The 24314-nt window shown below is 74.1% G+C and carries 22 protein-coding genes; 9 read left to right on the forward strand and 13 right to left on the reverse strand.

Going from position 1 to position 24314, the window contains the following annotated elements; all coding sequences use genetic code 11:
• Window positions 1-59: 59 nt before the first annotated feature.
• Both BUE29_RS11355 and BUE29_RS11360 read right to left on the reverse strand, forming a co-directional pair.
• On the reverse strand, window positions 60-485 hold the full coding sequence (locus BUE29_RS11355; RefSeq protein WP_073390249.1) for an RDD family protein: 426 nt from the start codon (window positions 483-485) through the stop codon (window positions 60-62).
• A gap of 25 nt (window positions 486-510) precedes the next feature.
• A complete protein-coding gene (locus BUE29_RS11360; protein WP_073390252.1) occupies window positions 511-1269 on the reverse strand; it encodes a DUF4191 domain-containing protein in 759 nt (252 codons plus the stop codon).
• 144 nt (window positions 1270-1413) lie between these two features.
• Between BUE29_RS11360 and BUE29_RS11365 the strand changes: the two genes are divergently transcribed.
• Window positions 1414-2019, forward strand: a complete 606-nt coding sequence (locus tag BUE29_RS11365) for a C40 family peptidase (protein ID WP_073390255.1) — start codon at window positions 1414-1416, stop codon at window positions 2017-2019.
• Here BUE29_RS11365 and lipA read toward each other — a convergent pair.
• Entirely contained in the window at window positions 2001-2963 is a 963-nt protein-coding gene (lipA, locus tag BUE29_RS11370) for a lipoyl synthase (protein WP_073390258.1), read from the reverse strand. The two genes, BUE29_RS11365 and lipA, sit on opposite strands and share 19 nt — an antisense overlap.
• A 7-nt stretch (window positions 2964-2970) precedes the next feature.
• A complete protein-coding gene (gene lipB, locus BUE29_RS11375) occupies window positions 2971-3606 on the reverse strand; it encodes a lipoyl(octanoyl) transferase LipB (RefSeq protein WP_073391096.1) in 636 nt (211 codons plus the stop codon).
• 191 nt (window positions 3607-3797) lie between these two features.
• On the opposite strand from lipB, the gene BUE29_RS11380 reads away from it, so the two are divergent.
• The gene (locus BUE29_RS11380; protein ID WP_073390261.1) at window positions 3798-6044 is read left to right on the forward strand and encodes an MMPL family transporter; all 2247 of its coding nucleotides are present in this window, start codon (window positions 3798-3800) and stop codon (window positions 6042-6044) included.
• A 26-nt stretch (window positions 6045-6070) separates the two neighbouring features.
• Here BUE29_RS11380 and BUE29_RS11385 read toward each other — a convergent pair whose 3' ends face one another.
• Entirely contained in the window at window positions 6071-6799 is a 729-nt protein-coding gene (locus tag BUE29_RS11385; RefSeq protein ID WP_073390263.1) for a Type 1 glutamine amidotransferase-like domain-containing protein, read from the reverse strand.
• 136 nt (window positions 6800-6935) lie between these two features.
• Here BUE29_RS11385 and BUE29_RS11390 point away from each other — a divergent pair, with 136 nt between their 5' ends.
• Entirely contained in the window at window positions 6936-8861 is a 1926-nt protein-coding gene (locus BUE29_RS11390; RefSeq protein WP_073390266.1) for a serine/threonine-protein kinase, read from the forward strand.
• Window positions 8862-8889: 28 nt separating this feature from the next.
• On the opposite strand, the gene BUE29_RS11395 is transcribed toward BUE29_RS11390, so the two are convergent.
• The 3 genes from BUE29_RS11395 to lpdA are packed head-to-tail and all read right to left on the reverse strand — an operon-like array spanning window position 8890 to window position 12738.
• Window positions 8890-9777 carry a TIGR01777 family oxidoreductase gene (locus BUE29_RS11395; RefSeq protein WP_073390269.1) on the reverse strand — a complete coding sequence of 296 codons (888 nt, stop codon included), beginning with the start codon at window positions 9775-9777 and terminating at the stop codon, window positions 8890-8892.
• Between the two features lie 4 nt (window positions 9778-9781).
• On the reverse strand, window positions 9782-11338 hold the full coding sequence (sucB, locus tag BUE29_RS11400) for a 2-oxoglutarate dehydrogenase, E2 component, dihydrolipoamide succinyltransferase (RefSeq protein ID WP_073390271.1): 1557 nt from the start codon (window positions 11336-11338) through the stop codon (window positions 9782-9784).
• Window positions 11335-12738, reverse strand: coding sequence for a dihydrolipoyl dehydrogenase (lpdA, locus tag BUE29_RS11405; protein WP_073390274.1), 1404 nt, complete (start codon window positions 12736-12738; stop codon window positions 11335-11337). Before lpdA ends, sucB begins: the two co-directional genes overlap by 4 nt.
• Before the next feature lie 135 nt (window positions 12739-12873).
• Here lpdA and BUE29_RS11410 point away from each other — a divergent pair, with 135 nt between their 5' ends.
• Window positions 12874-13182, forward strand: coding sequence for an oxidoreductase (locus tag BUE29_RS11410; protein ID WP_073390276.1), 309 nt, complete (start codon window positions 12874-12876; stop codon window positions 13180-13182).
• An 81-nt stretch (window positions 13183-13263) separates the two neighbouring features.
• Here the strand turns inward: BUE29_RS11410 and BUE29_RS11415 are convergent, their stop codons facing one another.
• A complete protein-coding gene (locus BUE29_RS11415) occupies window positions 13264-14736 on the reverse strand; it encodes a leucyl aminopeptidase (RefSeq protein WP_073390279.1) in 1473 nt (490 codons plus the stop codon).
• Between the two features lie 56 nt (window positions 14737-14792).
• On the opposite strand from BUE29_RS11415, the gene gcvT reads away from it, so the two are divergent.
• Window positions 14793-15902 (forward strand): glycine cleavage system aminomethyltransferase GcvT, encoded by a 1110-nt coding sequence (gene gcvT / locus BUE29_RS11420; protein WP_073390281.1) that lies wholly within the window; start codon window positions 14793-14795, stop codon window positions 15900-15902.
• A 13-nt stretch (window positions 15903-15915) separates the two neighbouring features.
• Here gcvT and BUE29_RS11425 read toward each other — a convergent pair whose 3' ends face one another.
• On the reverse strand, window positions 15916-17160 hold the full coding sequence (locus BUE29_RS11425; RefSeq protein ID WP_073390285.1) for an AI-2E family transporter: 1245 nt from the start codon (window positions 17158-17160) through the stop codon (window positions 15916-15918).
• Complete coding sequence (locus BUE29_RS11430) at window positions 17157-18080, reverse strand: nicotinate-nucleotide--dimethylbenzimidazole phosphoribosyltransferase (RefSeq protein WP_073390289.1); 924 nt, start codon at window positions 18078-18080, stop codon at window positions 17157-17159. Before BUE29_RS11430 ends, BUE29_RS11425 begins: the two co-directional genes overlap by 4 nt.
• 64 nt (window positions 18081-18144) lie before the next feature.
• Between BUE29_RS11430 and BUE29_RS11435 the strand changes: the two genes are divergently transcribed.
• Window positions 18145-19026 carry an ABC transporter substrate-binding protein gene (locus BUE29_RS11435; RefSeq protein ID WP_073390292.1) on the forward strand — a complete coding sequence of 294 codons (882 nt, stop codon included), beginning with the start codon at window positions 18145-18147 and terminating at the stop codon, window positions 19024-19026.
• Window positions 19027-19236: 210 nt separating this feature from the next.
• A complete protein-coding gene (locus BUE29_RS11440) occupies window positions 19237-19443 on the forward strand; it encodes a hypothetical protein (protein ID WP_073390295.1) in 207 nt (68 codons plus the stop codon).
• 19 nt (window positions 19444-19462) lie between these two features.
• Here the strand turns inward: BUE29_RS11440 and BUE29_RS11445 are convergent, their stop codons facing one another.
• Window positions 19463-21673, reverse strand: coding sequence for an MMPL family transporter (locus BUE29_RS11445; protein WP_159440865.1), 2211 nt, complete (start codon window positions 21671-21673; stop codon window positions 19463-19465).
• 142 nt (window positions 21674-21815) lie between these two features.
• Between BUE29_RS11445 and BUE29_RS11450 the strand changes: the two genes are divergently transcribed.
• Together BUE29_RS11450 and BUE29_RS11455 are read left to right on the forward strand one after the other, a co-directional pair.
• Entirely contained in the window at window positions 21816-22970 is a 1155-nt protein-coding gene (locus BUE29_RS11450) for a sensor histidine kinase (RefSeq protein ID WP_073390297.1), read from the forward strand.
• Window positions 22922-23569, forward strand: a complete 648-nt coding sequence (locus tag BUE29_RS11455) for a response regulator (RefSeq protein WP_073390300.1) — start codon at window positions 22922-22924, stop codon at window positions 23567-23569. The genes BUE29_RS11450 and BUE29_RS11455 overlap by 49 nt, the downstream gene beginning before the upstream one ends.
• A 3-nt stretch (window positions 23570-23572) precedes the next feature.
• On the opposite strand, the gene BUE29_RS22505 is transcribed toward BUE29_RS11455, so the two are convergent.
• Window positions 23573-24310 carry a hypothetical protein gene (locus BUE29_RS22505; protein ID WP_073390303.1) on the reverse strand — a complete coding sequence of 246 codons (738 nt, stop codon included), beginning with the start codon at window positions 24308-24310 and terminating at the stop codon, window positions 23573-23575.
• Between the last annotated feature and the right edge of the window lie 4 nt (window positions 24311-24314).

Raw genomic sequence — 24314 nt, forward strand, 5'->3', positions numbered from 1 at the left:
ACGGGTTCGCGGCCCCGGCGAAACGGACACCGTGCCACGAAGCGGACGGGTGTCACGGCTCACCGTGCGCGGACGACGGCGGTGTCGGTCAGCCGGTCGTGCATGCCCCGCCCGTCGCGGTCGAACACGACCGCGGGGACGAGCAGGAACAGCAGGACGGTGCGGACGGCGACCCGGACGGGGTCCACCGGTGCCGTCCGGTCGACGCGGACGAGACGCAGACCCAGCAGGTACATGCCGAGCGTGCGGCCGGCGACCAGGACGCCGACCAGGTAGTCGACGGCGAGCGGGACGAGGCTCCACGAGCCGGGGAGCGCGCCGGCGAACCCGTCACCGCCGCCACCGGCGAACAGGGCCGCGACGAGCGACGAGGCGAGCGCGTCGACGAGGAACGCGCCGAGGCGCGCCCCGGTGGGCGCCAGCGACCCCGCGCCCGTGCGGGGCAGGCCGATGCGCTCGCCGCGATAGGTCTGGGGTGCGGTCATCCGAGCGGTCCCACGGGGTGCGCGCTCAGGTGCGGCGGCGCACGGTGCGCTGCACGTTGCGCATCTTCGCGCCCTGCGGCATCGGGCCCTGCGGCAACGGTGACTTGCCGCCGCCGAGGGCGGCGAGTCGCTTCTCGAGCGCGCCCACCTGCTCCTTGGACAGGTTGGCGGGCAGCTTGAGCAGGTAGCGGTTGAGCTTGCCGAGCCGGACGTCACCCTCACCCGTGCCGACCGTGATGTCGTAGATCGGGGTGTCGCCGACGACGCGCGCGGTGCGCTTCTTCTCCTGGGCGATCAGGCCGCGCAGGCGGTGCGGTGCGCCCTCGCCGACGAGGACCACGCCGGGCCGCCCGACGAGGCGGTGGACGGCGTCGAGCTGTGTCGTCCCGGCGACGGCCTGGGTGAGCCGCCAGTCGCCGCGCAGCTGCTGCTGCAGCATCCAGCCGGCGGCTCCGGCCTGCCCCTCGGCCTGTGCGTACATCGAGCTCTGCGCGCGGCGGGAGAAGACGAGCATCCCCACGAACACCGCGGCCAGCAGTGCGAGGGGGATGGGAAAGTACGGCGAGTCGGTGACGAGGAACGCGACCACGTAGACCAGCGCCGCCGCGAGCACGGCGAAGGACACGAGGTAGGGCAGGAAGCGCGGGTCGTTCTGCCGGGTCAGCGTGAACGCCTGGCGCAGGTTGCGCCACGTCTCGCGACGCTTCGCGCGCTTCGCCGAGCGCACCTGGGCCTTCTCGGCGCGACTGAGCTTGGGCTTGCCGGCGCCCGCGGACTTTGCCATGCGTCGAGAATAGTTGGGCCGCGGGACCGCCGCCGAACCCGTCAGGTACATGTGAGTTCTACGTTTGGCTGGTTACCGGGTCGTTATGTAGAGTCCCCCGGGTTTGCACGCCACCCGGTGTGCCCGAGACCCCGAGGACCGTTCGTGCCCCGTCGCCTCCCGCATCGCATCGCCGGCGCGCTCGTCGCCACCGCCCTCGCGTCGTCCGCCGTGTTCGCCACCGACGTCGCCGTGGGCGGCGCCGAGGCCGGCGCGGCCCCCGCCGTCCACAGCACCGCCGTTCGCAGCACCGCCGTGCGTGCCGCGACCGGCCACACCGCCGTCGTGCGCACGACTGCCTCGGCGCACCTGACCAAGGCCCAGCGGGTCCGCAAGGCGCAGCGGGCGCGGGGCAAGCGGGTGGTCGCCGTCGCGAAGCGCTACGTCGGCAAGGCGCGCTACCGCGACGGCGGCGCGTCCCCGAAGCGCGGGTTCGACTGCTCGGGCTACACCAAGTACGTCTACGCGCGCGCCGAGGCCGGGCGGCTGCCGCACAGCGCGGCCGGCCAGCGCTCGATGCATCGGATGCACCGCGTGTCGGCCCGCAAGGCCATCCCCGGCGACCTCGTCTTCTACCACGGCAGCGGCGGCGTCTTCCATGTCGCGATCTACGCCGGCCACCACAAGCAGTACGCCGCGGCGACCCCGCGCGACGGCATCCGCTACCAGCGGATCTGGTCCACGCGGGTCAGCTACGGCCGACTGGGCTGAGCCGCCGCGTCGTCGACGGCCGCGCGGCTGGCGACGGCCTGCTCGAACAGCCGGCCCGCGCGGTACGAGGAGCGCACGAGCGGCCCGCTCATCACCCCGGCGAAGCCGAGCTCCTCGGCCTCCTCGCGCAGCTCGACGAACTCCTGCGGCTTGACCCACCGCTCGACCGGGTGGTGACGCGGGGACGGCCGCAGGTACTGGGTGATGGTGACGAGCTCGCAGCCGGCGTCGTGCAGCTGCGCCAGGGCCTCGCTGACCTCCTCGCGGGTCTCGCCCATGCCGAGGATCAGGTTGGACTTGGTGACCAGGCCGTCGGCGCGGGCGGCGCGGATCACGTCGAGCGAGCGCTCGTAGCGAAAGCCCGGCCGGATGCGCTTGAAGATCCGCGGGACGGTCTCGACGTTATGGGCGAACACCTCGGGTCGGGAGCCGAAGACCTCGGCGAGGAGCTCAGGGATCGCGTTGAAGTCGGGCGCGAGGAGCTCGACGCGGGTGCCCGGGTTCAAGGCGTGGATCCGGCGGACCGTCTCGGCGTAGAGCCAGGCCCCGCCGTCGGCGAGGTCGTCGCGCGCGACGCCGGTGATGGTCGCGTACCGCAGCTCCATCGTCCGGACGCTCTCGGCGACCCGGCGCGGCTCGTCGCGGTCGAGCGGCTGCGGCCGGCCGGTGTCGATCTGGCAGAAGTCGCAGCGCCGGGTGCACTGGTCGCCACCGATGAGGAAGGTCGCCTCGCGGTCCTCCCAGCACTCGTAGATGTTGGGGCAGCCGGCTTCCTGGCAGACGGTGTGCAGCCCTTCGCGCGCCACGAGCGAGCGCAGCTCGGTGAACTCCGGACCCATCTTGGCGCGGGTCTTGATCCACTCCGGTTTGCGCTCGATGGGGGTCTCGGCGTTGCGCTGCTCGATGCGCAGCATCCTGCGCCCGTCCGGCTGTACCGCGGTCATTCCGACATCACGCCACCACGGTACTGCCGGTCAGGACGGCGGGCAGGTGACGTTCGACCAGCGGCAGCACCTCGGCGACCGTGACGTCGCGACCGGTCTCCTGCGACAGCGACGTGACCGCGGCGTCGGGGATGCCGCACGGCACCATGTTGGCGAAGAAGCGCATGTCCGGGTCGCAGTTGAGGGCGAAGCCGTGCAGGGTGACGCCCCGCGCGACCCGGATGCCGATCTGACCGAGCTTGCGGTCGGGCGTGCCCGTGACCCAGGCGCCGCTGCGTCCGTCGACGCGGCCGGCGGTGACCCCGAGCTCGGCGCAGACGTCGATGAGCATCGTCTCGAGCCGGCGGACGTAGGCCACGACGTCGATCGGGTCGGGCAGCCGCACGATCGGGTAGCCGACGAGCTGGCCAGGGCCGTGCCAGGTGATCTTGCCGCCCCGGTCGACGTCGACGACCGGCGTGCCGTCGAAGGGCCGCTCGTGCGGCTCGGTGCGCTTGCCCGCGGTGTAGACCGACGGGTGTTCGAGCAGCAGCACGGTGTCCGGGCGCGTGCCGTCGGCGACCTGCGCGTGCAGCTCGCGCTGTCTCGCCCACGCCTGCTCGTAGGGGACGAGACCGGCGCGGACGACCTCGAGTTCGCTCACGTCCACCACGGTACGACGCGCCCCCCGCAGGGTGGTCGGGGCTGCGAGTGACGAATGTCAGGGGTTAATCGGGGACACAACCCATCGAATGTTGTCGGCGGGGCCCGATACCGTGCTCCCGGCACTGTGACGCGTCCGCCGGACGACGGCCCGCAGCGCCCGTTCTCCGTTCGTCTGACCCTGGAGCACCGATGAGGACAATCGCCGAGTTCGCCGTCCGTCGACGCTGGTTCGTCATCGCCGGCTGGCTGGTGCTGATCGTCGCCGCGCAGGGGCTGGCGAGCGCCGCCGGCGGCGCCGCCTACAAGGACACCTTCAGCCTCCCCGACACCGAGACCGCGTCCGTCGCCAGCATCCTGAAGAGCTCGGGGCTCGACGACCAGAACGGCGTCAACGGCACCGTCGTGCTCAAGCGCAAGAGCGGGGCGTTCACCGGGGCGCCGGCCGAGCTCGCGCCCGCGCTCACCAAGCTCTGCCGGGCCGGTGCCAAGGTGGCGACGGTCGCGACGCCGTGGCAGTCGGTCAACTGCGCCGGCGGCCGCACCGGCGCCGGCAACCCCAAGCTGCTCAACACCGCGCGGGGATCGAACACGGCCCTGGTCGTCGTCACGTGGCGCAACGGCGTGTACGACCAGCCATTGTTCAAGAAGGCCCACGACCAGCTCACCTCGCTCGAGAGCTCGACGCTGCAGGTCGAGTTCACCGGCAACGCGTTCCAGGGCATCGGGCAGAGCGAGGGGTCGGGCGGCTCGGTCCTCATCGGCTTCCTCGCCGCGCTGATCATCCTCGCGCTCGTCTTCCGCACGGTGGCGGCGACCGTGCTCCCGCTCGCCAGCGCGATGGTGGCCCTGATCGGTGGCCTCGGCGTCATCTACCTGCTCACGCACGCCTTCAGCGTCTCCAACATCACGCCCTACCTGGCCGAGCTGATGGTCATCGGCGTCGGGGTCGACTACGCGCTGTTCATCGTCACCCGGCACCGGCGCAACCTGCGCCGCGGCATGCCCCTGACCGAGTCGATCGTCTCCGCCGTCAACACCTCCGGTCGCGCCGTGCTCTTCGCCGGCACCACGGTCTGCATCGCGATCCTGGGCCTCATCGCGCTCGGGGTCAGCTTCTTCAACGGCATGGCGGTGGCCACCGCGCTCGCCGTCGGCTTCACCATGGCCGCCTCGCTCACCCTGCTGCCGGCGTTGCTGAGCCTGTTCGGGCTCAAGGTGCTGCCCCGCAAGCAACGCGCCGCCGTCCGTGCCGGGGACTTCATCGGCGACCAGGCCACCGGGTTCTGGGCGCGCTGGTCGGCCTTCGTGGCACGCCGGCGCGTGTTCGTCGCCGTCGGCGCCGGCCTCGTCATGATCGTGCTCGCGATCCCGTTCTTCTCCCTCGAGCTCGGCGCCAGCGACCAGGGCAGCGACCCCAAGGGCTCGACGACCCGCTCCGGCTACGACCTCATCAGCGACGAGTTCGGCGTCGGCTACAACTCGACCCTCGAGGCCGTCGTCCAGGGGCCGGGTGCGACCGACACCGCCTACCTGGCACGGCTGGCGCAGCAGGTGCGCAGCACCCCGAACGTCGACCGCAGCAGCGTCGCCGCGGTGCCGCTGAACAAGAGCGTCGCCTTCGTCTCGTTCAAGACGACCACGTCGCCGCAGTCGGAGAAGACGTACGACCTGGTGCGGCACCTGCGCTCGGACGTCTTCCCGCCGCTGTACCGGGGTACCGCCAACCACGTCTACGTCTACGGCGAGACCGCGATCAACGTCGACTTCGCCACCGTGCTCAGTCGCAAGATGCCGCTGTTCATCGCGGTCGTCGTCGGGCTGTCGTTCGTGCTGTTGCTGATCGCGTTCCGCAGCCTCGTCGTGCCGCTGACCGCCGCGGTCATGAACCTGCTGGCGGCGGCCGGCTCCTTCGGCCTGGTGGTGGCGATCTTCCAGTACGGCTGGGTGTCCGACGCGATGGGTGCGGGGCCCGGTGGCCCCATCGACGCCTGGGCGCCGGTCATGCTGTTCGCCATCCTGTTCGGCCTGTCGATGGACTACCAGGTGTTCCTGGTGAGCCGCATGCACGAGGAGTGGGTGCACACCAGGGACAACCAGCGGTCGGTCACCGTCGGCCAGGCCGAGACCGGCGGCATCATCACGGCGGCCGCGCTGATCATGATCGCCGTCTTCCTCGGCTTCCTGCTCACGCCCGGGCGTCCCATCAAGATCTTCGGCACCGGCCTGGCATCGGCGGTCTTCCTGGACGCGTTCATCCTGCGCACGATGCTGGTGCCGTCGCTGATGCACATGTTCGGCCGGTCCAACTGGTTCCTGCCGCGCTGGCTGGACAAGATCACGCCGCGGGTGTCGGTCGAGCCGCCCGAGGAGCAGGTGGAGCACCCGACGGTCGATGCCCGGCACGACGTGCCGCCGCACGAGCTCACGCCGCGGTAGCGGCCCGGCCGCCCGAGGCGCGCCGGTCAGAGGCGGCGGGTGTCCAGCGGGGTCTCGACGGCGGTGCCGTCGGGGCCCCGCTCGACGTGGTAGGCGAGCTTCCCCGTGCGCTCGGTCAGTGCCTCGACGAAGCGCGTGCCCCGGTACAGCACGCCCACGCCGTCGTCGGTGGCGTAGCCGGCCGGCAGTGTGCCGTCGGCGATCAGCCGCTGGAACAGCGGGCGACGCTGCTCCTCGGAGTCGTAGTGGACGCCGTTGGCGAAGGGCACGAGCGCCAGGCCGTCGTCGACCGCACGCAGGTCGGGGCCGAACGAGTCGGTGGTGCCGCCGACGTGCCAGCAGATCGACCCCGCCGACACCCCCGTGAGCACCACCCCCGCCTCCCACGCCGCGCGCATCGCGGTGTCGACGCCGTGCAGCCGCCACATGGCCAGCAGCCCGGCGACGCTGCCGCCGCCCACCCACACGACGTCCTGGGCCAGCAGGTGTTCGGCGACGTCGGGGACGTTGGGCATGGGGAACAGGGCGAGGTGCGAGGCCGCCAGCCCGCGCAGCCGGGCGGCGTCGTAGAAGTCGACGAGCGTGCGTGGGTGATCGCCCTGCGCCGTGGCGAGGAAGCACACCCGCGGTGCCCGGCCGGTCACCCCGGCGAGCTCGATGGCGTACTCGGTGAGCGGGCCGAGCTCCCAGCTCGTCCGGCTGCCGGCCACCAGGCCACCGGAGGTCGCGAGGACGGTCGGGCTGTCGGCGGGCATGCCCGTGATGCTAGATCTCGCCGCCCCGGTGCCATGGCGTGGTGGGCCGCGACCGGCCCGCGGGAGCGGGCGGATCGGCCGGATCCGGCCTGTGGACAACCCCGATCGAGCGCGTCGCGCGCCCTAGCGTCGGAGCATGGCCGGTACCTGGAAGCTGCGCGGCTACGTCGTCGAGTCGCCGCTCGGGCGCGGCGCCTCGAGCGACGTGTGGCGCGCCCGCATCGCCGCGACGGGGGAGCCGGTGGCGCTCAAGCGGCTCGACCTCGCCGGGGTCGAGGCGCAGCGACGGGCTCGCAGCGAAGCGGCCCTGCTGACCGTGCTCGACCACCCGAACCTGGTGCGGCTGCACGACCTCGTGACCACCGCCGACGCGGCCGTGCTCGTGCTCGACCTGGCCGACGGCGGTTCCCTGGCCGACCTGCTCGCGGCGCGTCGACGACTCGCTCCCGGCGAGGTCATCACCGCCGTCGCCCCGGTCGCGGCCGCGCTGGCCTACGTGCATCGGCAGGCGGTCGTGCACGGCGACGTCACGCCGGCCAACATCCTGTTCACCCGGGGTGGGGTCGCGCTGCTCGCCGACCTCGGGGTGGCCCGGCTGACCGGGGACGAGTCCGACGCCGAGAGCACTCCCGCCTACATCGACCCCGCCGTCGCCGACGGCTGCGTCCCGGCGGCCCCGAGCGACGTCTTCATGCTCGGGGCGGTCGCGTTCCACGCGCTCACCGGCGCGCCGCCGTGGCCGGCGCAGGACGCCGCCGCCGCGCTCGCCGCCGCCCGGTCCGGGGCGCTGCCCGACGTGGCCGCCCGGCTCGTCGGCAGCGACGTGCCGGCGCCGATGGCCGCGGTGATCGCGCGGGCACTCGCGATCGATCCCGCGCAGCGCGGCACCGCCGCCGACCTGGCGCTCGACCTGCGTCACAGCGGCACGCCGGTCGCCGTCGAGCTCGCGGCGGGCCGGGTCCGCCCCGCGGGCGACCCGTGGCTGCACGCGCAGACCGCGCCACCGCGGCGGGCGGTCGGCCCCGAGTACGGGCAGACCACCCCGCGCGCGCCCCGGCGCGAACCGCCGGGCGGCACGCGCGCGGCCTACCGCCCGCGCCATGCGGCCGACCCGTCGGCGTACGCGGCGGCCCCGGCCGGTGCGGGTGCCACCGGTGGTGCCACCGGCGGGGCGATCGGTGCGGCAGCCGTTCACGGTGCCGCCGGCGCGTGGGGCGGCCTGCGAGGTGGGCGCACCACGCCGACGCCCGGCCCGGTGGGGTCGGCGGCTGGTCCGGCGGGGGGCCCGGAGAGGTCGGCGGCGGCGCCGCGGGGGGCGCCGCCGCCGACCGAGGCGGTACGCCGGGCACGGCCGGTCGTGCCGCGGCAGCCGCACCGTCGCGTGCCGGGCGCCCGCGTCCTGACGCTGGTGGCGGTGCTCGTGCTCGCTACCGCCGGTGCGGGCGTCGTCGTCGCCCGCGCCGGCCCGGGCCCGCGCGCAGCCGGCGCCCACGCAGCCGGTGGCCACGTAGCCGGCGGTCGCGCAGCCGGCAGTGCCGCAGCCGGCAGTGCCGCAGCCGGCAGTGCCGCAGCCGGCGGTCGCGCGGCCGCGGCCAGGGCGACGTCGTCGCCCGCCGCCGTTCGTAGCCGGGTCGGCATGCCGGTCCGGCCCGGCGGGCCGGCGCCGCCGGGTAGCGGGAGCGCCGCCCTGCGGGCCTGGTGGGCCGCGGCGCTGCGGGGTCTGGACGCGGTCCGGGCGCGGGCCTTCGCCACCCGGTCACCCGCACTGCTCGCCGGGGTCTACCGGGCGACGACCCTGCGCGCGGACGACGCGGCGCTGCTGCGGCTGCTCGTCCCGGCCGGCTGCGGGCTCGCCGGTGTGCTGACCCGTTACGACCGGCTGCGGATCGCCGCGTCGCCCGATCGCGCGCTCGTCACCGCGCGGGCCCGCATCCCGGCCACGACGCTGCGGTGCGCGAAGCGCCCGGCACGCCGGGCGGCCCCGGTCGGCCCGACCGCGATCCGGCTGGAGTTGGTGCGCACCGCGGCCGGTCCGCGCGTCGCCGCGCAGCGGGCGGGGTGACGCTGCGAGCGGGTGCGCCGGCGCCGGCTCAGCGGTTGAGCTCGTCGTGCAGGGCGACCTCGAGGTCGGTGTGGGTGAAGCGGTACCCGGCGGCGAGCAGCGCGGCCGGTACCGCGTTCTGACCGGTCAGCACGTTCTCGGCGAACTCGCCGAGGGCGAGCCGGGCGGCGAAGCCGGGCACGAGCCACGGCGTGGGCCGGTGCAGCACCCGACCGAGCGTGCGGGTGAACTCGGCGTTGGTCACCGGCGTGGGGGCGGTGAGGTTCACCGGCCCGCTCACGTCGTGGTCGAGCAGGTACCTGATCGCCGCGATCTCGTCGGTCAGCGAGATCCACGGCATGTACTGGCGCCCGTCGCCCAGCCGTCCGCCGAGGCCGGCCTTGACGACCAGGCCGAGCTGGCGCAGCAGGCCGGCGCCGCGCGCGAGCACCAGACCGGTGCGCAGGTGCACGACCCGCAGTTCGGCCTCGGCCGCAGGGGCGGCGGCGTCCTCCCACAGCTGGCAGACCCCGGCGAGGAACGTGTCGCCCGCCGGCGCCGTCTCGTCCACCTCGCGCGCGCCGGTGTCGCCGTAGTAGCCGACCGCCGAGGCGCCCACCAGTGTCGCGGCCGTCCCCGACGCCACCATGGCCCGGGCGATCGTCGCGACGCTGTCGACCCGACTCGCCACGATCTGCTGCTTGTAGGCCTCGTTCCACCGCTTGTCGCCGACGCCGACCCCGGAGAGGCAGACGACGGCGTCGGCGTCGGCCAGCACCCGCGGGTCGAGCTCGCCCGCCGACGGGTCCCAGGCGACGTCGCCCGGGCCCGAGGGCGTGCGTCGCACCAACCGCACCACCTCGTGCCCGTCACGCCCGAGCGAGGCGGCCAGAGCGGGTCCGATCAACCCGGACGCGCCGGCGAGCACCACCTTCACGGCGTCACTCCAGGCCGAGCGACCGCTCGAACGCCCCGGCCTCCAGCCGCTGCTTGACCGTCGTCAGGAAGCGGGCGGCGTCCGCGCCGTCCACCACCCGGTGGTCGTAGGACAGCGCCAGGTAGACCATGGAGCGCACCGCGATCGTCTCGCCGAGGTCCTCGGAGGAGATGACCACCGGCCGCTTCACGACCGCGCCGGTGCCGAGGATGCCGACCTGGGGCTGGTTGATGATCGGCGTGTCGAACAGCGCGCCACGGCTGCCGGTGTTGGTCAGCGTGAACGTGCCGCCGCCGAGCTCGTCCGGCGCCACCTTGTTGTCGCGGGTGCGGGCGGCGAGGTCGGCGATCTTGCGTGCCAACCCGCCGAGGTTGAGATCACCGGCGTCGTGGATCACCGGGACCAGCAGCCCGCGGTCGGTGTCGACGGCGATGCCCAGGTGCTCGGCGTCGTGGTAGGTGATGGTCTTGTCCTCGAGGTTCACCGAGGCGTTCACGACCGGGTGGGCCTTCAGCGCCTCGATGGCCGCGACGGCGAAGAAGGGCAGGAAGCTCAGCTTCGCCCCCTCGCGGGCCTCGAACTCGGCCTTTGCCCGGTCGCGCAGCCGCGCGATACGGGTGACGTCGACCTCGACGACGGTCGTCAGCTGGGCCGAGGTCTGCAGCGACTCGACCATGCGGGTGGCGATGACCTGCCGCATGCGCGACATCTTCTCGACCTTGCCGCGCTGCTGCGTGGCGGTCGACGCCGCGGTGGCGGCGGCGTCGGTGACCTCGGTCGAACCCGCCGCGGCCGACGCGGTGTGCGGCAGCTCCCGCTCGGCCGCACGGTCGCGCGCCTGCTCGGCGGCGGCGAGGACGTCGGACTTGCGGATGCGCCCGCCGACGCCGGTGCCGCTGATCGAGGCGAGGTCGACGCCGTGCTCGCTCGCGAGCTTGCGCACCAGCGGGGTGACGTAGGCGCCGGCCGCGGCGTCGTCGTCGCCGGTCTCGCCACCGTCGGCGCCGCTCTCGGCCCGCGGGGCCGGGTCGGCCGCGGACTCGCCCGACGGCGCCTGCGCGGGGGCGGGAGCCGCGGGCTGGGCGTGCCTGGGCTCCGGCCGGGACTCCGGCTCGGCCGCGGCGCGCGCCGGCTCGGGCTGCGGCTCGGGTTCCGGCTGCGGCTCGGGCTCGGGCTCCGGCTCGGGCTCCGGCTCGGACTGCGCCTGCTGCGCGTCGTCGTTCGACGCGGCCGAGCCGCCGTCGCCACCCGAGTCGCCGTCACCCCCGGCCTCGGCGGCGTCGCCGATGACGGCGAGCTCGACACCGATCTCGACCGTCTCGTCCTCCTGGACCTTGATCGAGAGCAGCGTGCCGGCGGCGGGGGAGGGCACCTCGGTGTCGACCTTGTCGGTCGACACCTCCAGCAGCGGCTCGTCGGCGTCGACGTGGTCGCCCTCGGCCTTGAGCCAGCGGGTCACGGTGCCTTCGGTGACGCTCTCACCCAGGCGCGGCATGGTCACGGACGTCGACATCGGTGTCAGATGCTCCTTACGCGGAACGAACTCGGTCGGGTCGGTCAGTCGTGCACGTGCAGCGGTTTGCCGGCGAGCAGCAGGTGCGCCTCGCCGATCGCCTCCGACTGCGTCGGGTGCGGGTGGATCAGCTGGGCGACCTCACCGGGGAGGGCCTCCCAGTTGTAGATGAGCTGGGCCTCGGCGATGAGCTCGCCGACGCGGTCGCCCACGATGTGGATGCCCAGAACGGGGCCGTCCTTCTCGGCGACGAGCTTGACCGCGCCCTTGGTGTTCAGGATCGCGCTGCGGCCGTTGCCCGACAGGTCGTAGGTGACGGTCGTGACGTTGTCCTGCCCGTGCTTCTCGACCGCCGCGGCCTCGGTGAGGCCGACCGAGGCGACCTCGGGCTGGCTGTAGGTGATGCGCGGGACGCCGGCGTAGTCGATCGGGACGACCGGCTGGCCGGCGATGTGCTCGGCGGCGAGGATGCCCTCGGCGAAGCCCACGTGAGCGAGCTGCAGGTGCGGCTCGCTGTTGATCGAGATCAGGTCGCCCACGGCGTAGACGCCGTCGACCGACGTGCGCAGGAACTCGTCGGTGACGACGAAGCCGCGCTCGATGCGCACGCCCTGCTCCTCGTAGCCGAGGCCCTCGGAGACGGGGCCGCGCCCGACGGCGACGAGCAGCAGCTCGGCCTCGAGCGTCTCGCCGCCCTCGAGGTGAACGGTGACGCCGCTGTCGGACGTCTCGACCTTCTCGAACCGCTTGCCCAGCTTGAAGTCGATCTTGCGGCGGCGGAAGGCGCGCTCGAGCAGCTTGGAGTTGGCCTCGTCCTCCAGCGGGACGAGGTGGGGCAGCGCCTCGACGATGGTGACCTTGGTGCCGAACGACGTCCAGGCCGAGGCGAACTCGCAGCCGATGACGCCGCCGCCCAGCACGATCGCGGTCTCGGGCACGTGGTCGAGGCCGAGCGCGTGCTCGCTGGTGATCACGCGGTGACCGTCGAGGTCGAGGCCGGGCAGCGAGCGCGAGTACGAGCCGGTGGCCAGGACGACGTTGGCGCCGGTGTAGCGGTCCCCGCCGTCACCGCCGACCTGGACGGTCTTCGGGCCGACGAGTCGACCCTCGCCCTCGACCGTCTCGATGCCGCGGGCCTTGATGAGGCCCTGCAGCCCCTTCCAGTTCTTGCCGATGACGCCGTCCTTGTACTTGTTGACGCCCGCCATGTCGATGCCCTCGAACGTGGCGTTGACACCGAAGGTGGCGCTCTCCCGCGCACCGTCGGCGATCTCGCCGGCGTGCAGCAGGGCCTTGGTGGGGATGCAGCCACGGTGCAGGCACGTGCCGCCGACGCGGTCCTTCTCGATCAGGACGACGGACTTGCCGAGCTCCGCCGCGCGCAGCGCCGCGGCGTACCCGCCGCTGCCGCCACCGAGAACGACGAGATCGACCTCTTTGTCTGCCACTGGGCGCACCTTCCTGTACGGCTGTCGGCTCGCACGACCATCTTGGCACTCCGCCGGATCCACCGCGCACGCCGTCCGGGCGATGCGATGATGTCGCCCGGTCACGGACGGGTGACGTCGTTCCAGGGAGGGCGGATGTCGTTGTTCAGGCGCAAGACGCGACCGGGTGTGCAGCGGACCGGGTCCAGCGAGGACACCGAGCACCTCGCGGGTTTCCTGCGCAGCCGGAGCGGTGTCGAGGCCTACGTCGAGCCACGCACGAGCGTCACCGACACCACCATCGTCCTCGTCGCCGCCGACGGCGAGTGGACGCGGCGCCGCGTCAACGGCCCGCAGGGCGCCGCCACGTTCGCGAAGAAGCACGGCGTCCCGCTCTACGACGCCGCCGTCGTCGGCTACCCGCAGCGGATGCGCGAGTGGAACCGGCGGCAGCAGGACCGTTGAACCGCGCGGATCCTCCTGCGCTGGGCGGTGCCGGGTTCGTGGTGCGCCGGAAGATCGCGCCGGGCGGTCGGGTCGAGCGGGTCAGCGGGCCAGGGACTCGGCCGCGGCGACGATGGTGCGCACGGCCGCGCCGGTGCCGCCCTTGGGCGTGTAGTCGCGCGGGCCGCCCTGGTTGTAGGCCGGTCCGGCGATGTCGAGGTGCACCCACGGCAGCCCCTCGGGGACGAACTCGGCGAGGAAGCGGCCGGCGACGAGCATGCCGCCCCACCGCTCGCCCGGGACGTTCACGAGGTCGGCGACGGGGGAGTCGAGCCCGGCCCGCAGCTCCTCGGGCAGCGGCATCGCCCAGGCCGCCTCGCCCGCCGCGGTGCCCGCGGCGACGACGCGGTCGCGCCAGTCGGGCTCTCCCATCGCACCGATCACGCGCGGCCCGAGCGAGACGAGCTGCGCGCCGGTGAGCGTGGAGGCCTCGATGAGGTAGTCGGGGGAGTCCTCGGCGGCGCGGACGATCGCGTCGGCCAGGATCAGCCGGCCCTCGGCGTCGGTGTCGCCGACCTCGACGGTGCGCCCGCCGTACATGGTGAGGACGTCCGAGGGTCGGTACGAGGTGCCCGACGGCATGTTCTCGGCCATCGGGACGGTGGCGGTGACGGTCACCGGCAGCTTCAGCGCGGCGATCGCGGCCACCGCGTTGACCACCGCGGCCGCACCGCCCATGTCGGACTTCATCCACGTCAGGTTGGCGGTCTTGAGGTTGATGCCGCCGGTGTCGAACGTGATGCCCTTGCCGACGAGGGCGAGGTGCGCCTTCGCCTTGGCCGGCCGGTAGCTGATGCGCACCAGCCGCGGCGGCCGGGCACTGCCCTGCCCGACGCCGAGCACGCCGCCGAAGCCGCGCCGCCGCAGCGCCTTCTCGTCCAGCACCTCGACGGCGAGGCCCTGCTCGTCGGCGATGGCCTTGGCCCGGGTGGCGAACGTCTCGGGGTAGAGGTCGTTCGGCGGCGTGTTGACGAGATCGCGGGTGGCCGCCACGGCCGCGGCGACGACCACGGCCCGCTTCACCTCGGCGCGCGCCGAGGTCGGGCCGGCGATCGTGACGGTGCGCAGGTTCTGCTTGGCGGGGGCGGACTTGTACGCGGTGAACGCGTAGGCGCCGAGCAGGGCACCCTCGGCCAGCGCCCCGGCGCGGGCGTCGAGGGCGATGTGCACGCGGCGCTGGTCGGTCAGCCCCCGCAGGGCGGCACCGGCGGCGCGGCGGGCGGTCTCCGGCGCGACGGCGTGGACGGTGTCCGGCGCGGCGCCGTCGCCGACGCCGGTGGCGACGACGAGGGGGAAGTCGGCCAGCCCGAGCGTGGGGATCTTATGCACCTCGTCCGGACGTCCCGTCGCGCCGACGCTGCGCAGGGCGTCGTGCAGTCGACCGCCCAGGGCGGCGTCGATCTGCTCGGCGCCCTCGGCCAGTCGCGGCCCGTCCTTGGTGCGACGCACGCCCACCACGACGGCATCGGCGCGGACGGGGGTGCTGGCGGCGGTGACGGAGACGGACGGCGGCATGGTCCCGATCCTAGGGACCGACCGGGCGACCGGCCGGGCCGGATAGGTTGGCGCGCATGACCGAACTGCTCCGCTCGCCGCTGCACGACCGTCACGTCGCTCTCGGCGCGAAGCTCGCCGACTTCGGCGGCTGGGAGATGCCGATCGAGTACACCGCGAGCGGCGGCGGCGTGCTGAAGGAGCACGCGGCGGTGCGCGAGGGCGTCGGCGTCTTCGACGTCTCGCACCTGGGCAAGGCCACCGTGCGCGGTCCGGGCGCCGCCGAGTTCGTCAACGCCTGCCTGTCCAACGACCTCGCCCGGATCGCCCCCGGCCAGGCGCAGTACACGCTGTGCTGCGACGAGTCCGGCGGCGTGGTCGACGACCTCATCGCCTATCTCGTGTCGGCCGACGAGGTGTTCCTCGTCCCCAACGCCGCGAACGCGGCCGAGGTCGTGCGTCGCCTCGCCGCGGCCGCGCCCGCCGGGATCGAGGTCGTCGGCCAGCATCGCGACTTCGCGGTGCTCGCGGTCCAGGGGCCCCGCTCGGCTGAGGTGCTCGCCGAGCTGGGCCTGCCCGCCGCGCAGGACTACATGGCCTACGCCGACGCCGAGTGGGACGGCCTGCCGGTGCGGATCTGCCGCACCGGGTACACCGGCGAGCACGGGTACGAGCTCGTCCCGGCGTGGGGCGCGGCGCTCGCCCTGTGGGACGCGCTCGCCGAGACCGTTTCGGGTCTGGGCGGTATGCCCGCGGGACTCGGCGCGCGCGACACGCTGCGCACCGAGATGGGCTACCCGCTGCACGGGCAGGACCTCTCGGCGACGATCAGCCCGGTGCAGGCCCGCTCCGGGTGGGCCGTCGGCTGGTCCAAGGACGCGTTCTGGGGACGCGACGCCCTGACCGCGGAGAAGGCGGCCGGCCCGACGCGCACCCTGCGCGGGGTCGAGTCCCTGGACCGCGGCATCCCGCGAGCGCACATGCCGGTGCTCGACGCGGCCGGCGCGGCCGTGGGCGAGGTGACGAGCGGGACGTTCTCCCCGACGCGCCGGGTCGGCATCGGCCTCGCCCTGATCGACACCGCCGCGGGCGTGGCCGACGGCGACGAGCTGGCGCTCGACGTCCGCGGTCGGCGGAGCGCGGTGCGCGTCGTCCGCCCGCCGTTCGTGCCCTCGCACGTGCGCTGACGGCGCCCGCCGCTCAGGAGCGGCCCTCGCCCTCGCCCTCCGCCTCGGTCCCGTCGTCGAGTTCGGCGCCCGGCTCGCCGTCGGCCGGCGCCGGATCCTGCGTCGCGTCGACAGGATCGCCGCCGGGTTCGGTGCGCACCTGGACGGGGAAGCCGGCCTCACCCGTGGGCAGCGCGGGAGTGTCGCGCAACGCGTGGATCGTGGAGTTCAGGAAGGCGACGAGCGGAACGGCCAGCAGGGCGCCGACGATGCCGGCGAGCAGCGTCCCCGTCAGCACCGACAGGGCGATGGCGAGCGGGTGCACCTCGACGCTGCGGCTCATGATCAGCGGTTGCAGCAGGTGCGCCTCGAGCTGGACGAGCACGATGATGGCGACACCCACCACGATGGCCGCGCCGACACCGTGCTCGAGCAGCGCGACCGCGACGCACAGGGCGCCGGTCACGGTGAGGCCGACGAGCGGGATGAACGAGCCGAGGAAGATCAGCACGCCCAGCGCGGCGGCGAGCGGCACGCGCAGCACGAACAGGATGACCATGACGCTGATGCCGTGGAAGAGCGCGATCAGCACCTGCCCGCGCATGTAGCCGCCGAGGGTGCGCCAGCCCGCGTGTCCCGCGCCGTCCATGCGGTCGTGGGCCGCGCGGGGGAACAGCCGCAGCGTCCACTGCCAGATCTGCTCGCCGTCGCGCAGCAGGAAGAACGTCGAGAGCAGGATCAGCAGCAGCGCGCCCAGCGCCTCGACGACGGTGCGCACGGTCTCGATCGCGCCGCTGATCAGCTCGTTCTGGTGCTCCTGGACGGTCTTCTTGATCTCGTCGGTGAAGTTGTCGATGTCCTTCGACTTGAGGTGCAGCGGCCCGGTGCGCAGCCAGTGGCTCGTCTTGTCGACGAAGTCCGAGATCGAGTCGCCCAGCTGCGAGGAGTGCGTGCTGATCTGCCACGCCACGAAGTAGCCGATTCCGCTGAGCAGCGCGAGACCGATCAGCAGCGCCAACCCCGCCGAGACCGAGCGCGACCCCGGGATGCGTCGCAGCGCGCGCTCCAGCGGATGCAGCACCGAGGTGAAGAACAGCGCGAGGACGAAGCTGAACGCGACGAGCTCGATGCGGAAGAACACCTGCGTCAGCACGTAGAGGCCCACGGCGATGACGAGCAGCCGCCACGTCCAGGCGGCCGCGATCTGCACCGGGAGGGTGACGGTGTCGGTGGCGGTACGCAGCGGTGCGGACTCGGGGCGACGGTCGGATTCGCTCACTCGGGCTTCCCTGTGACGGCGGCCCGCAGCAGCGGGACGGACAGCAATCCGGCGACTCCGTCGCCGGCGGACATGGCCAGGTGCAACAACGGCGACCGATCGAGCTCGGCGACGGCACGCGCGTGGACGGGATCGGCGCCGACGTCGGCCACCTGGCACCACTGCGCCGCGCCGGACGCGAGGTCGGCGACGAGGAGCGCGGCCACCACCGCGGTGACGCCGTCGAGCACGATCGGGGTGCGGCGCACCACCGCCTGCAGGATCAGGCCCGTCGCGGTGGCGAGGGCGGCGTCGCCGAGACGGTCGAGCAGGGCCACCGGGTCGGCGCGGGCGTCGGCGGCCCGCTGCCGCGTGTCGCGCAGCAGCTCGGCCCGCGCCACCCAGGCCGCCGTGTCGACGGCGGCCGGGCCACGGGGCAGCAGCGCCACCGGCTCGGTGCCGGTGAGCAGGCTGACCACGACCGCGGCAGCGTTCGCCCCGGTGGCACCCGCGGCCGCGCCGGCGACGACGAGCAGGTCCGCGCCGGCGTCGACCTCGTCGTCGGCCAGTGCGAAGCCGTCGGTGAGCCCGCGCGTCACCGTGCCCTCGTCCGCGGGGCCGTCGGCCGAGCCTCCGTCGGCCGGGTGGTCGGCCGAGCGTTCGTCGGCGGGGTGGTCGGCGGGCACGACGGCCCGGGTGCCGACGTCCACCGACTCGGCCAGGGCGGCGACCGCGGCGGACACCCCGCCGAGCACGAGGCAGCGCGGTCGCGTCGGTGCCTCGGCGGGGTGGCGGCCCCGCGTGCCCGCGAGCCACTGTGCGAGCTCGGCGAGCCGACCCCGGTCGGCGCCGGCGGCGTCGCGAGCGGCTGCCGCGGCCTGCGCGTCCGGCCAGTCGACACGGGCGGCGCGCGAGTCGAGCTCGGGGACGGCGCCGGTCACCGCGCAAGTATGCCCGGATGCGCCTCGCGTTCCCGGGACGCGCGCCTGCGGCTACCGTCGAACGGTGCGGATCGTGTCGCTGCTCCCCGCGGCGACCGAGATCGTCTATGCGCTGGGGCTGGCCGACTCGCTCGTCGGTGTCACGTTCGAGTGCGACGAGCCGGCAGCCGCCCGCACCGATCACGCGGTCGTCGTGGGCGGGCGCGACACGTCGGGCATGACGCCGGCCGAGATCGACGCGTACGTGCGCGCGCAGGCCGCCGCCGGTGCCGACCTCTATCACCTGCACCGCGACGCGCTGCGGACCCTGCAACCCGATCTCGTCCTCTCGCAGGACCTGTGCCGGGTCTGCGCGCTGCCCGCGGAGCGGGTCGACGAGGCGCTGGCCTTCCTCGGCTGCCGCGCCGAGGTCGTGGCGCTGGATCCGTACTCGCTCGACGACGTCCTCGCCACCATCGCGACGGTCGCCCGCGCCGCGGGCGTCGCCGCTCGCGGTGACACCGTCCGTGCGGCGCTGCGCGCGCGACTGGACGCGGTGGCGACGGCGGTGGCCGGCCGCCCGCGCCCGCGCGTCGCCGTGGTCGAGTGGGTCGACCCGCCGTTCGCGGCGGGGCACTGGATCCCCGATCTCGTCCGTGCCGCGGGCGGGGAGCCCGTGGCGGCGACGCCGCACGAGCGGTCCGGACCGACGACGTGGGCGGCGCTCGCCGCGGCGGCGCCGGACGTCGTCGTCGTGGCGCCGTGCGGGTTCGGCCTCGACGGCGCGGCCGCGCAGGCCGCGACGGTGGGTCGCGAGCTGCCCCACGCCGCGATCTGGGCCGTCGACGGGGACGGGTTGATCGTGCGTCCTGGCCCCCGGCTGGTCGACGGCGTGGAGGCGCTGGCCGGCATCTTCCACCCCGAATTTGCGCGAGGTCGCGCAGAATCGGTGCGCCGGGTGCGTTAGGTGTGCCGGCTCCGCCGTTGTCGGGCGTTGGCCGAGGCGACCGCGGCGATCGCGGCACCGGGCGAGCGCACGCGCCGGCCGGCCGTTGCCCGACCCGCCGTCGTTCGTGAGGAAGAACAGTTCCTCGGCGACGAGCAGCTGCGTCATGGCCGACGCCGCTCCGTCGACGGCTCGCTAGGGTGGCGGGAACCACTCGAGAGGACCCTACGCATGTCGTTCACCTGGCGCTTGGAGCAGCCCGACGGCACCGAGGTGACCGCCGGCGCGCCGTCGCAGCCCGCCCACGCCAACCAGTCCGACGCCGAGAGCTGGCTGGGGGAGAACTGGCGCGAGCTCGCCGGCGCCGACGTCGCGCAGGTGACGCTGTTCGAGGGCGAGGACAAGGTCTACGGCCCGATGCCGCTCGCGGAGCAGTAGCCGAGCTCCGGTGGGTCGGTCAGGCCGCGGGACGTCGCACCGCCGCCGGCCACACCCGGTCGCCGAGCAGCAGCAGCGCCGACGGCAGCACGATCTCGCGCACCACGATCGCGTCGACCAGCACCGCGACCGCGAGCCCGACCCCGAACTGCTTCATCTCCACCAGGTGCAGCGCGGCGAAGATCGTGAACACCGACACCATGATCAACGCAGCGCTCGACACCGTCCCGGCCGAGCCGACGATGCCGTCGCGGATCGCCCGGCGGGGCGGGAGACCGCGCTCGCGAGCCTCGCGGACGCGGCTGATCACGAACACGTGATAGTCCATCGACAGGCCGAACAGCACCGCGAACATGAACAGCGGGATCCAGTTGACGACCCGGCCGGTCGACTCGAAGCCGAGCAGCGAGTCCGCCCACGAGTGCTGGAACACGAGGACGAGCACGCCGAAGGACACACCGGCCGACAGCAGGTTCATCGCCGCCGTGACGAGCGCGATCGGCACCGAGCGGAACACCCACCCCATGATCAGCATCGTGAGGACGACGACGAAGCCGATCACCCACGGCAGCCGGTCGGCGAGGTGCCGGTCGTCGTCGGCGTTCGTCGCGGTCTCGCCGCCGACGGCCCAGCGGGCCGAGGCGATGCCGGTCAGCTCGCGGGCCACCAGACCGCGGCGGAGCAGGACGACCCCGTCGTGGGCGGGGCCGGAGTCCGCGTCCACGGCCGTGGCCAGCGACAGCACGTGCACGGCGGCGTCGGACGACGTGCGCAGCTCGGTGGTCGCGCCGCGGAAGGGCGCGGCCGAGACCGCGGCGGCGGAGACGTCGCGCAGCGCCGCGCGGACCGCGGCCGCGGCGCCCGGAGCGGCCTTCACCACGACGGTCGTCTCCGCACGCTGGTCGGGGAACGCCGCGTCGAGTCGCTCCAGCGTGTGCTTGGCCGCCACCTGGTCCGGGACCGTCGCGGCACCGGACGACTGCAGGTGCAGGCCGAGCGCGGGGAGGGCGAGCGCGCCGAGCACGGCCACCGTGATGCCGAGCGTGCGCGCGGGGTGACGCAGCGACGGGCGCAGCAGCGCGGGCCAGACCCGGGGTTCGCGGTGGTGCGCGGTCAGCCGCCACAGCACCGGCACGCGAGGCCGGTCGACGGCGCGGCCGAGCTTCACGAGCAGCGCGGGCAGCACGGTGAGCGAGCCGAGCACGGCGATCGCGACGACCGTGATCGAGCCCGTGGCCAGCGAGTCGAAGATCGCGTCGTCGGCGAGGTAGAGGCCCAGCATCGCCGCGAGGACCGCGAACCCGGAGACCAGGACGGCGTGGCCGGAGGTCTCGGCGGCGAGCTCGACGGCGTCCACCCGGTCGTGGCCGGCGCGCTGTTCCTCGCGCATCCGTTTGACGTAGAAGAGCGAGTAGTCGACCCCGACGGCCATGCCCATCAGCAGGATCATCGCCGACGTCGACCCGGAGTCGGGGACGAGGTGGGACGCGAGCGTCGACAGGCCCGTCGCCGCGGCGACGGCCGAGAGGGCGATCAGCACGGGCACGCCGGCGGCGACGACCGCGCCGAAGGCAACCAGCAGGATCAGCAGGGTGACCGGCGTGCTCATCATGGCCGCCGTCGCCAGGTCCTCGCCGACGAGCTCGTCGACCGCCGCGTTCAGCGAGACCGCACCGACCTGCTCCACCCGCACCGACGGATGCGCCCGTTGCACGGCCGACGTGACCGCGAGCAGGGGCCGGACGTCGTCGGCGTCGGCGTCCGCGTCACGCAGCGTCGCCTGCACCGTCATCGCACTGCGGTCGGGCGCGATCGCCACGGCGCCCACGCCACGCACCGCGGGCAGCGGGCGCAGCCGTCGTGCCGCGTCGGTGAGCGCGGCTCGGGCCGCGGCGTCGTCGAGTGGACCCGATCGCGCGGTGACGAGGACGTTCTCGGTGTCCGGCTCGGCCAACCCCGCGTCGTGCAGCCACCGCGTGGCGGCGCCCGACTGACCTCGGGCGAAGTCCAGGTCGTCCGCCTGTCGCAACGATGTCGTCGTACCGAGCGCGACGCATCCGACGACCAGGGCGACCCACAGGGCGATCGCCAGCCACGGGTGCGTCGCGCTCCACCGCGCCATGCGGACGGTGACGGTGCCGCCGCGAGCCGCGGTGCCGCCGGCACCGGCCGCGGCGGCGGGGTCAGGGGAGCGGTCCGGCGTGCGGACGGGGTGCGCGAGGCGTGACATGGCAGGTCCTCCGGGCGGCGGTGTCGTCGGTGCCGCCGACGCTGCCGCCCGCCTGCCCGCCCCGCGGGAGGGCTGGGACCCGGTGCCGAGGTGGAGTTTCCTCCACCGTGCGGCGCCGGTGCGGTGGGCGAGGATGGTCGGCATGGTCACCGGCGAATCCGCCCTGCGTCGTCGCGTCGCCGCCCTGCTGCGCTCGGTCGAGTTCCTCGTGGGCGGCGTGGCGAGTCTCGTCCTGTTCGTGCTGCAGGTCGTGGGCGTCGTCCTCGTCGTGGTCTGGGTGGGCATCCCGTTCACGCTGGCGGCGGGCACGGCGATCCGGTGGGTGGCCGACCGGCGCCGCCGCCTGACCGGCCGGGTGTTGGACCGGACGATCGAGTCGCCCTACCTGCAACGGCCTGCGGGCAATCTGCTCGGCCGGTTCGGCGCGTTCCTGCGCGATCCCGCGACGCGGCGCGACGCGCGGTGGGTGCTGGTCGACGGCACGCTGGGCCTGGCGCTGGCCGTCGTGGGTCTCGTCGAGGGCATCCTGGACCTGCTGTTCTGGTGGTTGCCGGTGTCGCTGTCCGGGCGCGCGCACGTGCAGGTCGACGCGGCGCTGCTGTCGGTGTCGGAGAAGAGCCGGCTCGCCCTGCGCGTGCAGCAGCTCACCGAGTCGCGGGCCGTCCAGGTCGACGCGAGCGCGGCCGAGCTGCGTCGCATCGAGCGCGACCTCCACGACGGCGCCCAGGCGCGGTTGGTGTCCTTGGGGATGAGCCTCGCGCTCGCCGAGGAGCAGCTCGCCCGCGACCCCGACGCGACCCGCACCCTGCTGGCCGAGGCCCGCGACGCCAGCAGCGACGCGCTCGCCGAGCTGCGTGACCTCGTGCGCGGCATCCACCCCCCGGTGCTCGCCGACCGCGGCCTGTCCGGTGCGGTCCAGGCGCTGGCCCTCGCCACGCCGCTGCCGGTCGAGGTGGTCGACGGCCTGACCGGTCGGTCCGCGGCGCCGCTGGAGTCGGCGCTCTACTTCGCGGTGGCCGAGTCGCTGACCAACGTGGTGAAGCACGCCGACGCCTCCCGCGCCCGGGTGAGCCTCGCCCGGGTCGACGACTCGATCGTGGTCGAGGTCGACGACGACGGGCACGGCGGCGCCGACCCCGCCCGGGGCAGTGGCCTGCACGGCATCGCGCGGCGGCTCTCGGCCTTCGACGGCACGCTCACGGTGACGAGCCCGGCCGGCGGTCCGACACGCATCGTTATGGTGCTGCCGTGCGCGTCGTCATCGCCGAGGACCTCGCCCTCCTCCGGGACGGCCTGATCCGCCTCCTCGAAGCACACGACTTCGAGGTGGTCGCGGCGGTGGACAACGGCCCGTCGCTGCTGCGCGAGCTCCTCGCCCAGCGCCCGGACGTCGCGGTCGTCGACGTCCGGCTGCCGCCGACGTTCACCGACGAGGGGCTGCAGGCCGCGATCGAGGCGCGGCGGCAGCGTCCCGGCCTCCCGGTGCTCGTGCTCTCGCAGTACGTCGAGCAGCTCTACGCGCGCGAACTGCTCGCCGACCGCTCCGGCGGCGTGGGCTACCTGCTCAAGGACCGCGTGTTCGACGTGGGCAAGTTCGTCGACGCCGTGCGCCAGGTCGCGGCCGGTGGCACCGCGATGGACCCGGAGGTCGTCGCGCAGCTGCTGACCCGTCGCTCGGCCTTCGACGATCCGCTGTCGACGCTGTCACCGCGCGAGCGCGAGGTGCTCTCGTTGATGGCCGAGGGACGCTCCAACGCCGCCATCGCGGCCAAGCTCGTCGTCAGCGACAAGGCGGTCAGCAAGCACACGAACTCGATCTTCCTCAAGCTGCGACTGCCGCAGTCCGAGGACGACAACCGGCGCGTGCTCGCCGTGCTCGCCTACCTCGGCGGGTGACGCTCAGTACGCGCGGGTGCAGATGACGCCCTCCCGGCCGTACTGGACGTAGGTCTTCATCGGCGGCGGCCCGCAGGCGTCCTCGGAGGCGTCGCCGTACCGGCGGCGCACTGCGATCTCGTAACCCGTGTCGTTGGCGCGGGCGTCGGCGCAGTCGACGACCGCGAGCAGGGTCGGCGTGGCGGCCTGCGTGTAGCAGCGACCGATGAACAGATTCGGTGAGACGCAGGCGACCCGGCCCGCGGCGGTGCCGTCACCTCGCACCGCCGACATCGTGCGGTCGGCGAGCGTGAGCGGGCACCCCCGCAGGGTCTTGGCGATCTTGGTGACCCGCACCGAGGCCGCCGGGTCGGTGCACGAGCCGAGCGCGCGGATCGCCCGGTCGTCGGTGCCGGTCCCGCTGGGCACGAAGCACTCGCCGGCCTCGAGCGCGTAGATCTTCGCGTACGCCGACCTGATCTCGTGGTCCTCGTGCTTGCGGTGCAGCAGGTAGCCGACGTACGCACCGAGCCCGGCGAGGGTCAGGACGACGGCCAGGCTCACGATCAGCACGTCGCGGCGGTGGCTGCGCGGCGGCCGGCCACCGGTCGGCGGCACCCATCCGCCGGGCCCGGGCGGCGGCCCGTACTGCGGCGGCTGCGGTTGCCCGTACGGCGGGCCGTACGGCGGCGCGGGCGGATGCCCGTACTGCGGCGGCTGCGGTTGCCCGTACGGCGGGCCGTACGGCGGTCCTGCGGTCATCGAG

The sequence above is a fragment of the Jatrophihabitans endophyticus genome, assembly GCF_900129455.1.
GTDB lineage: Bacteria > Actinomycetota > Actinomycetes > Mycobacteriales > Jatrophihabitantaceae > Jatrophihabitans > Jatrophihabitans endophyticus.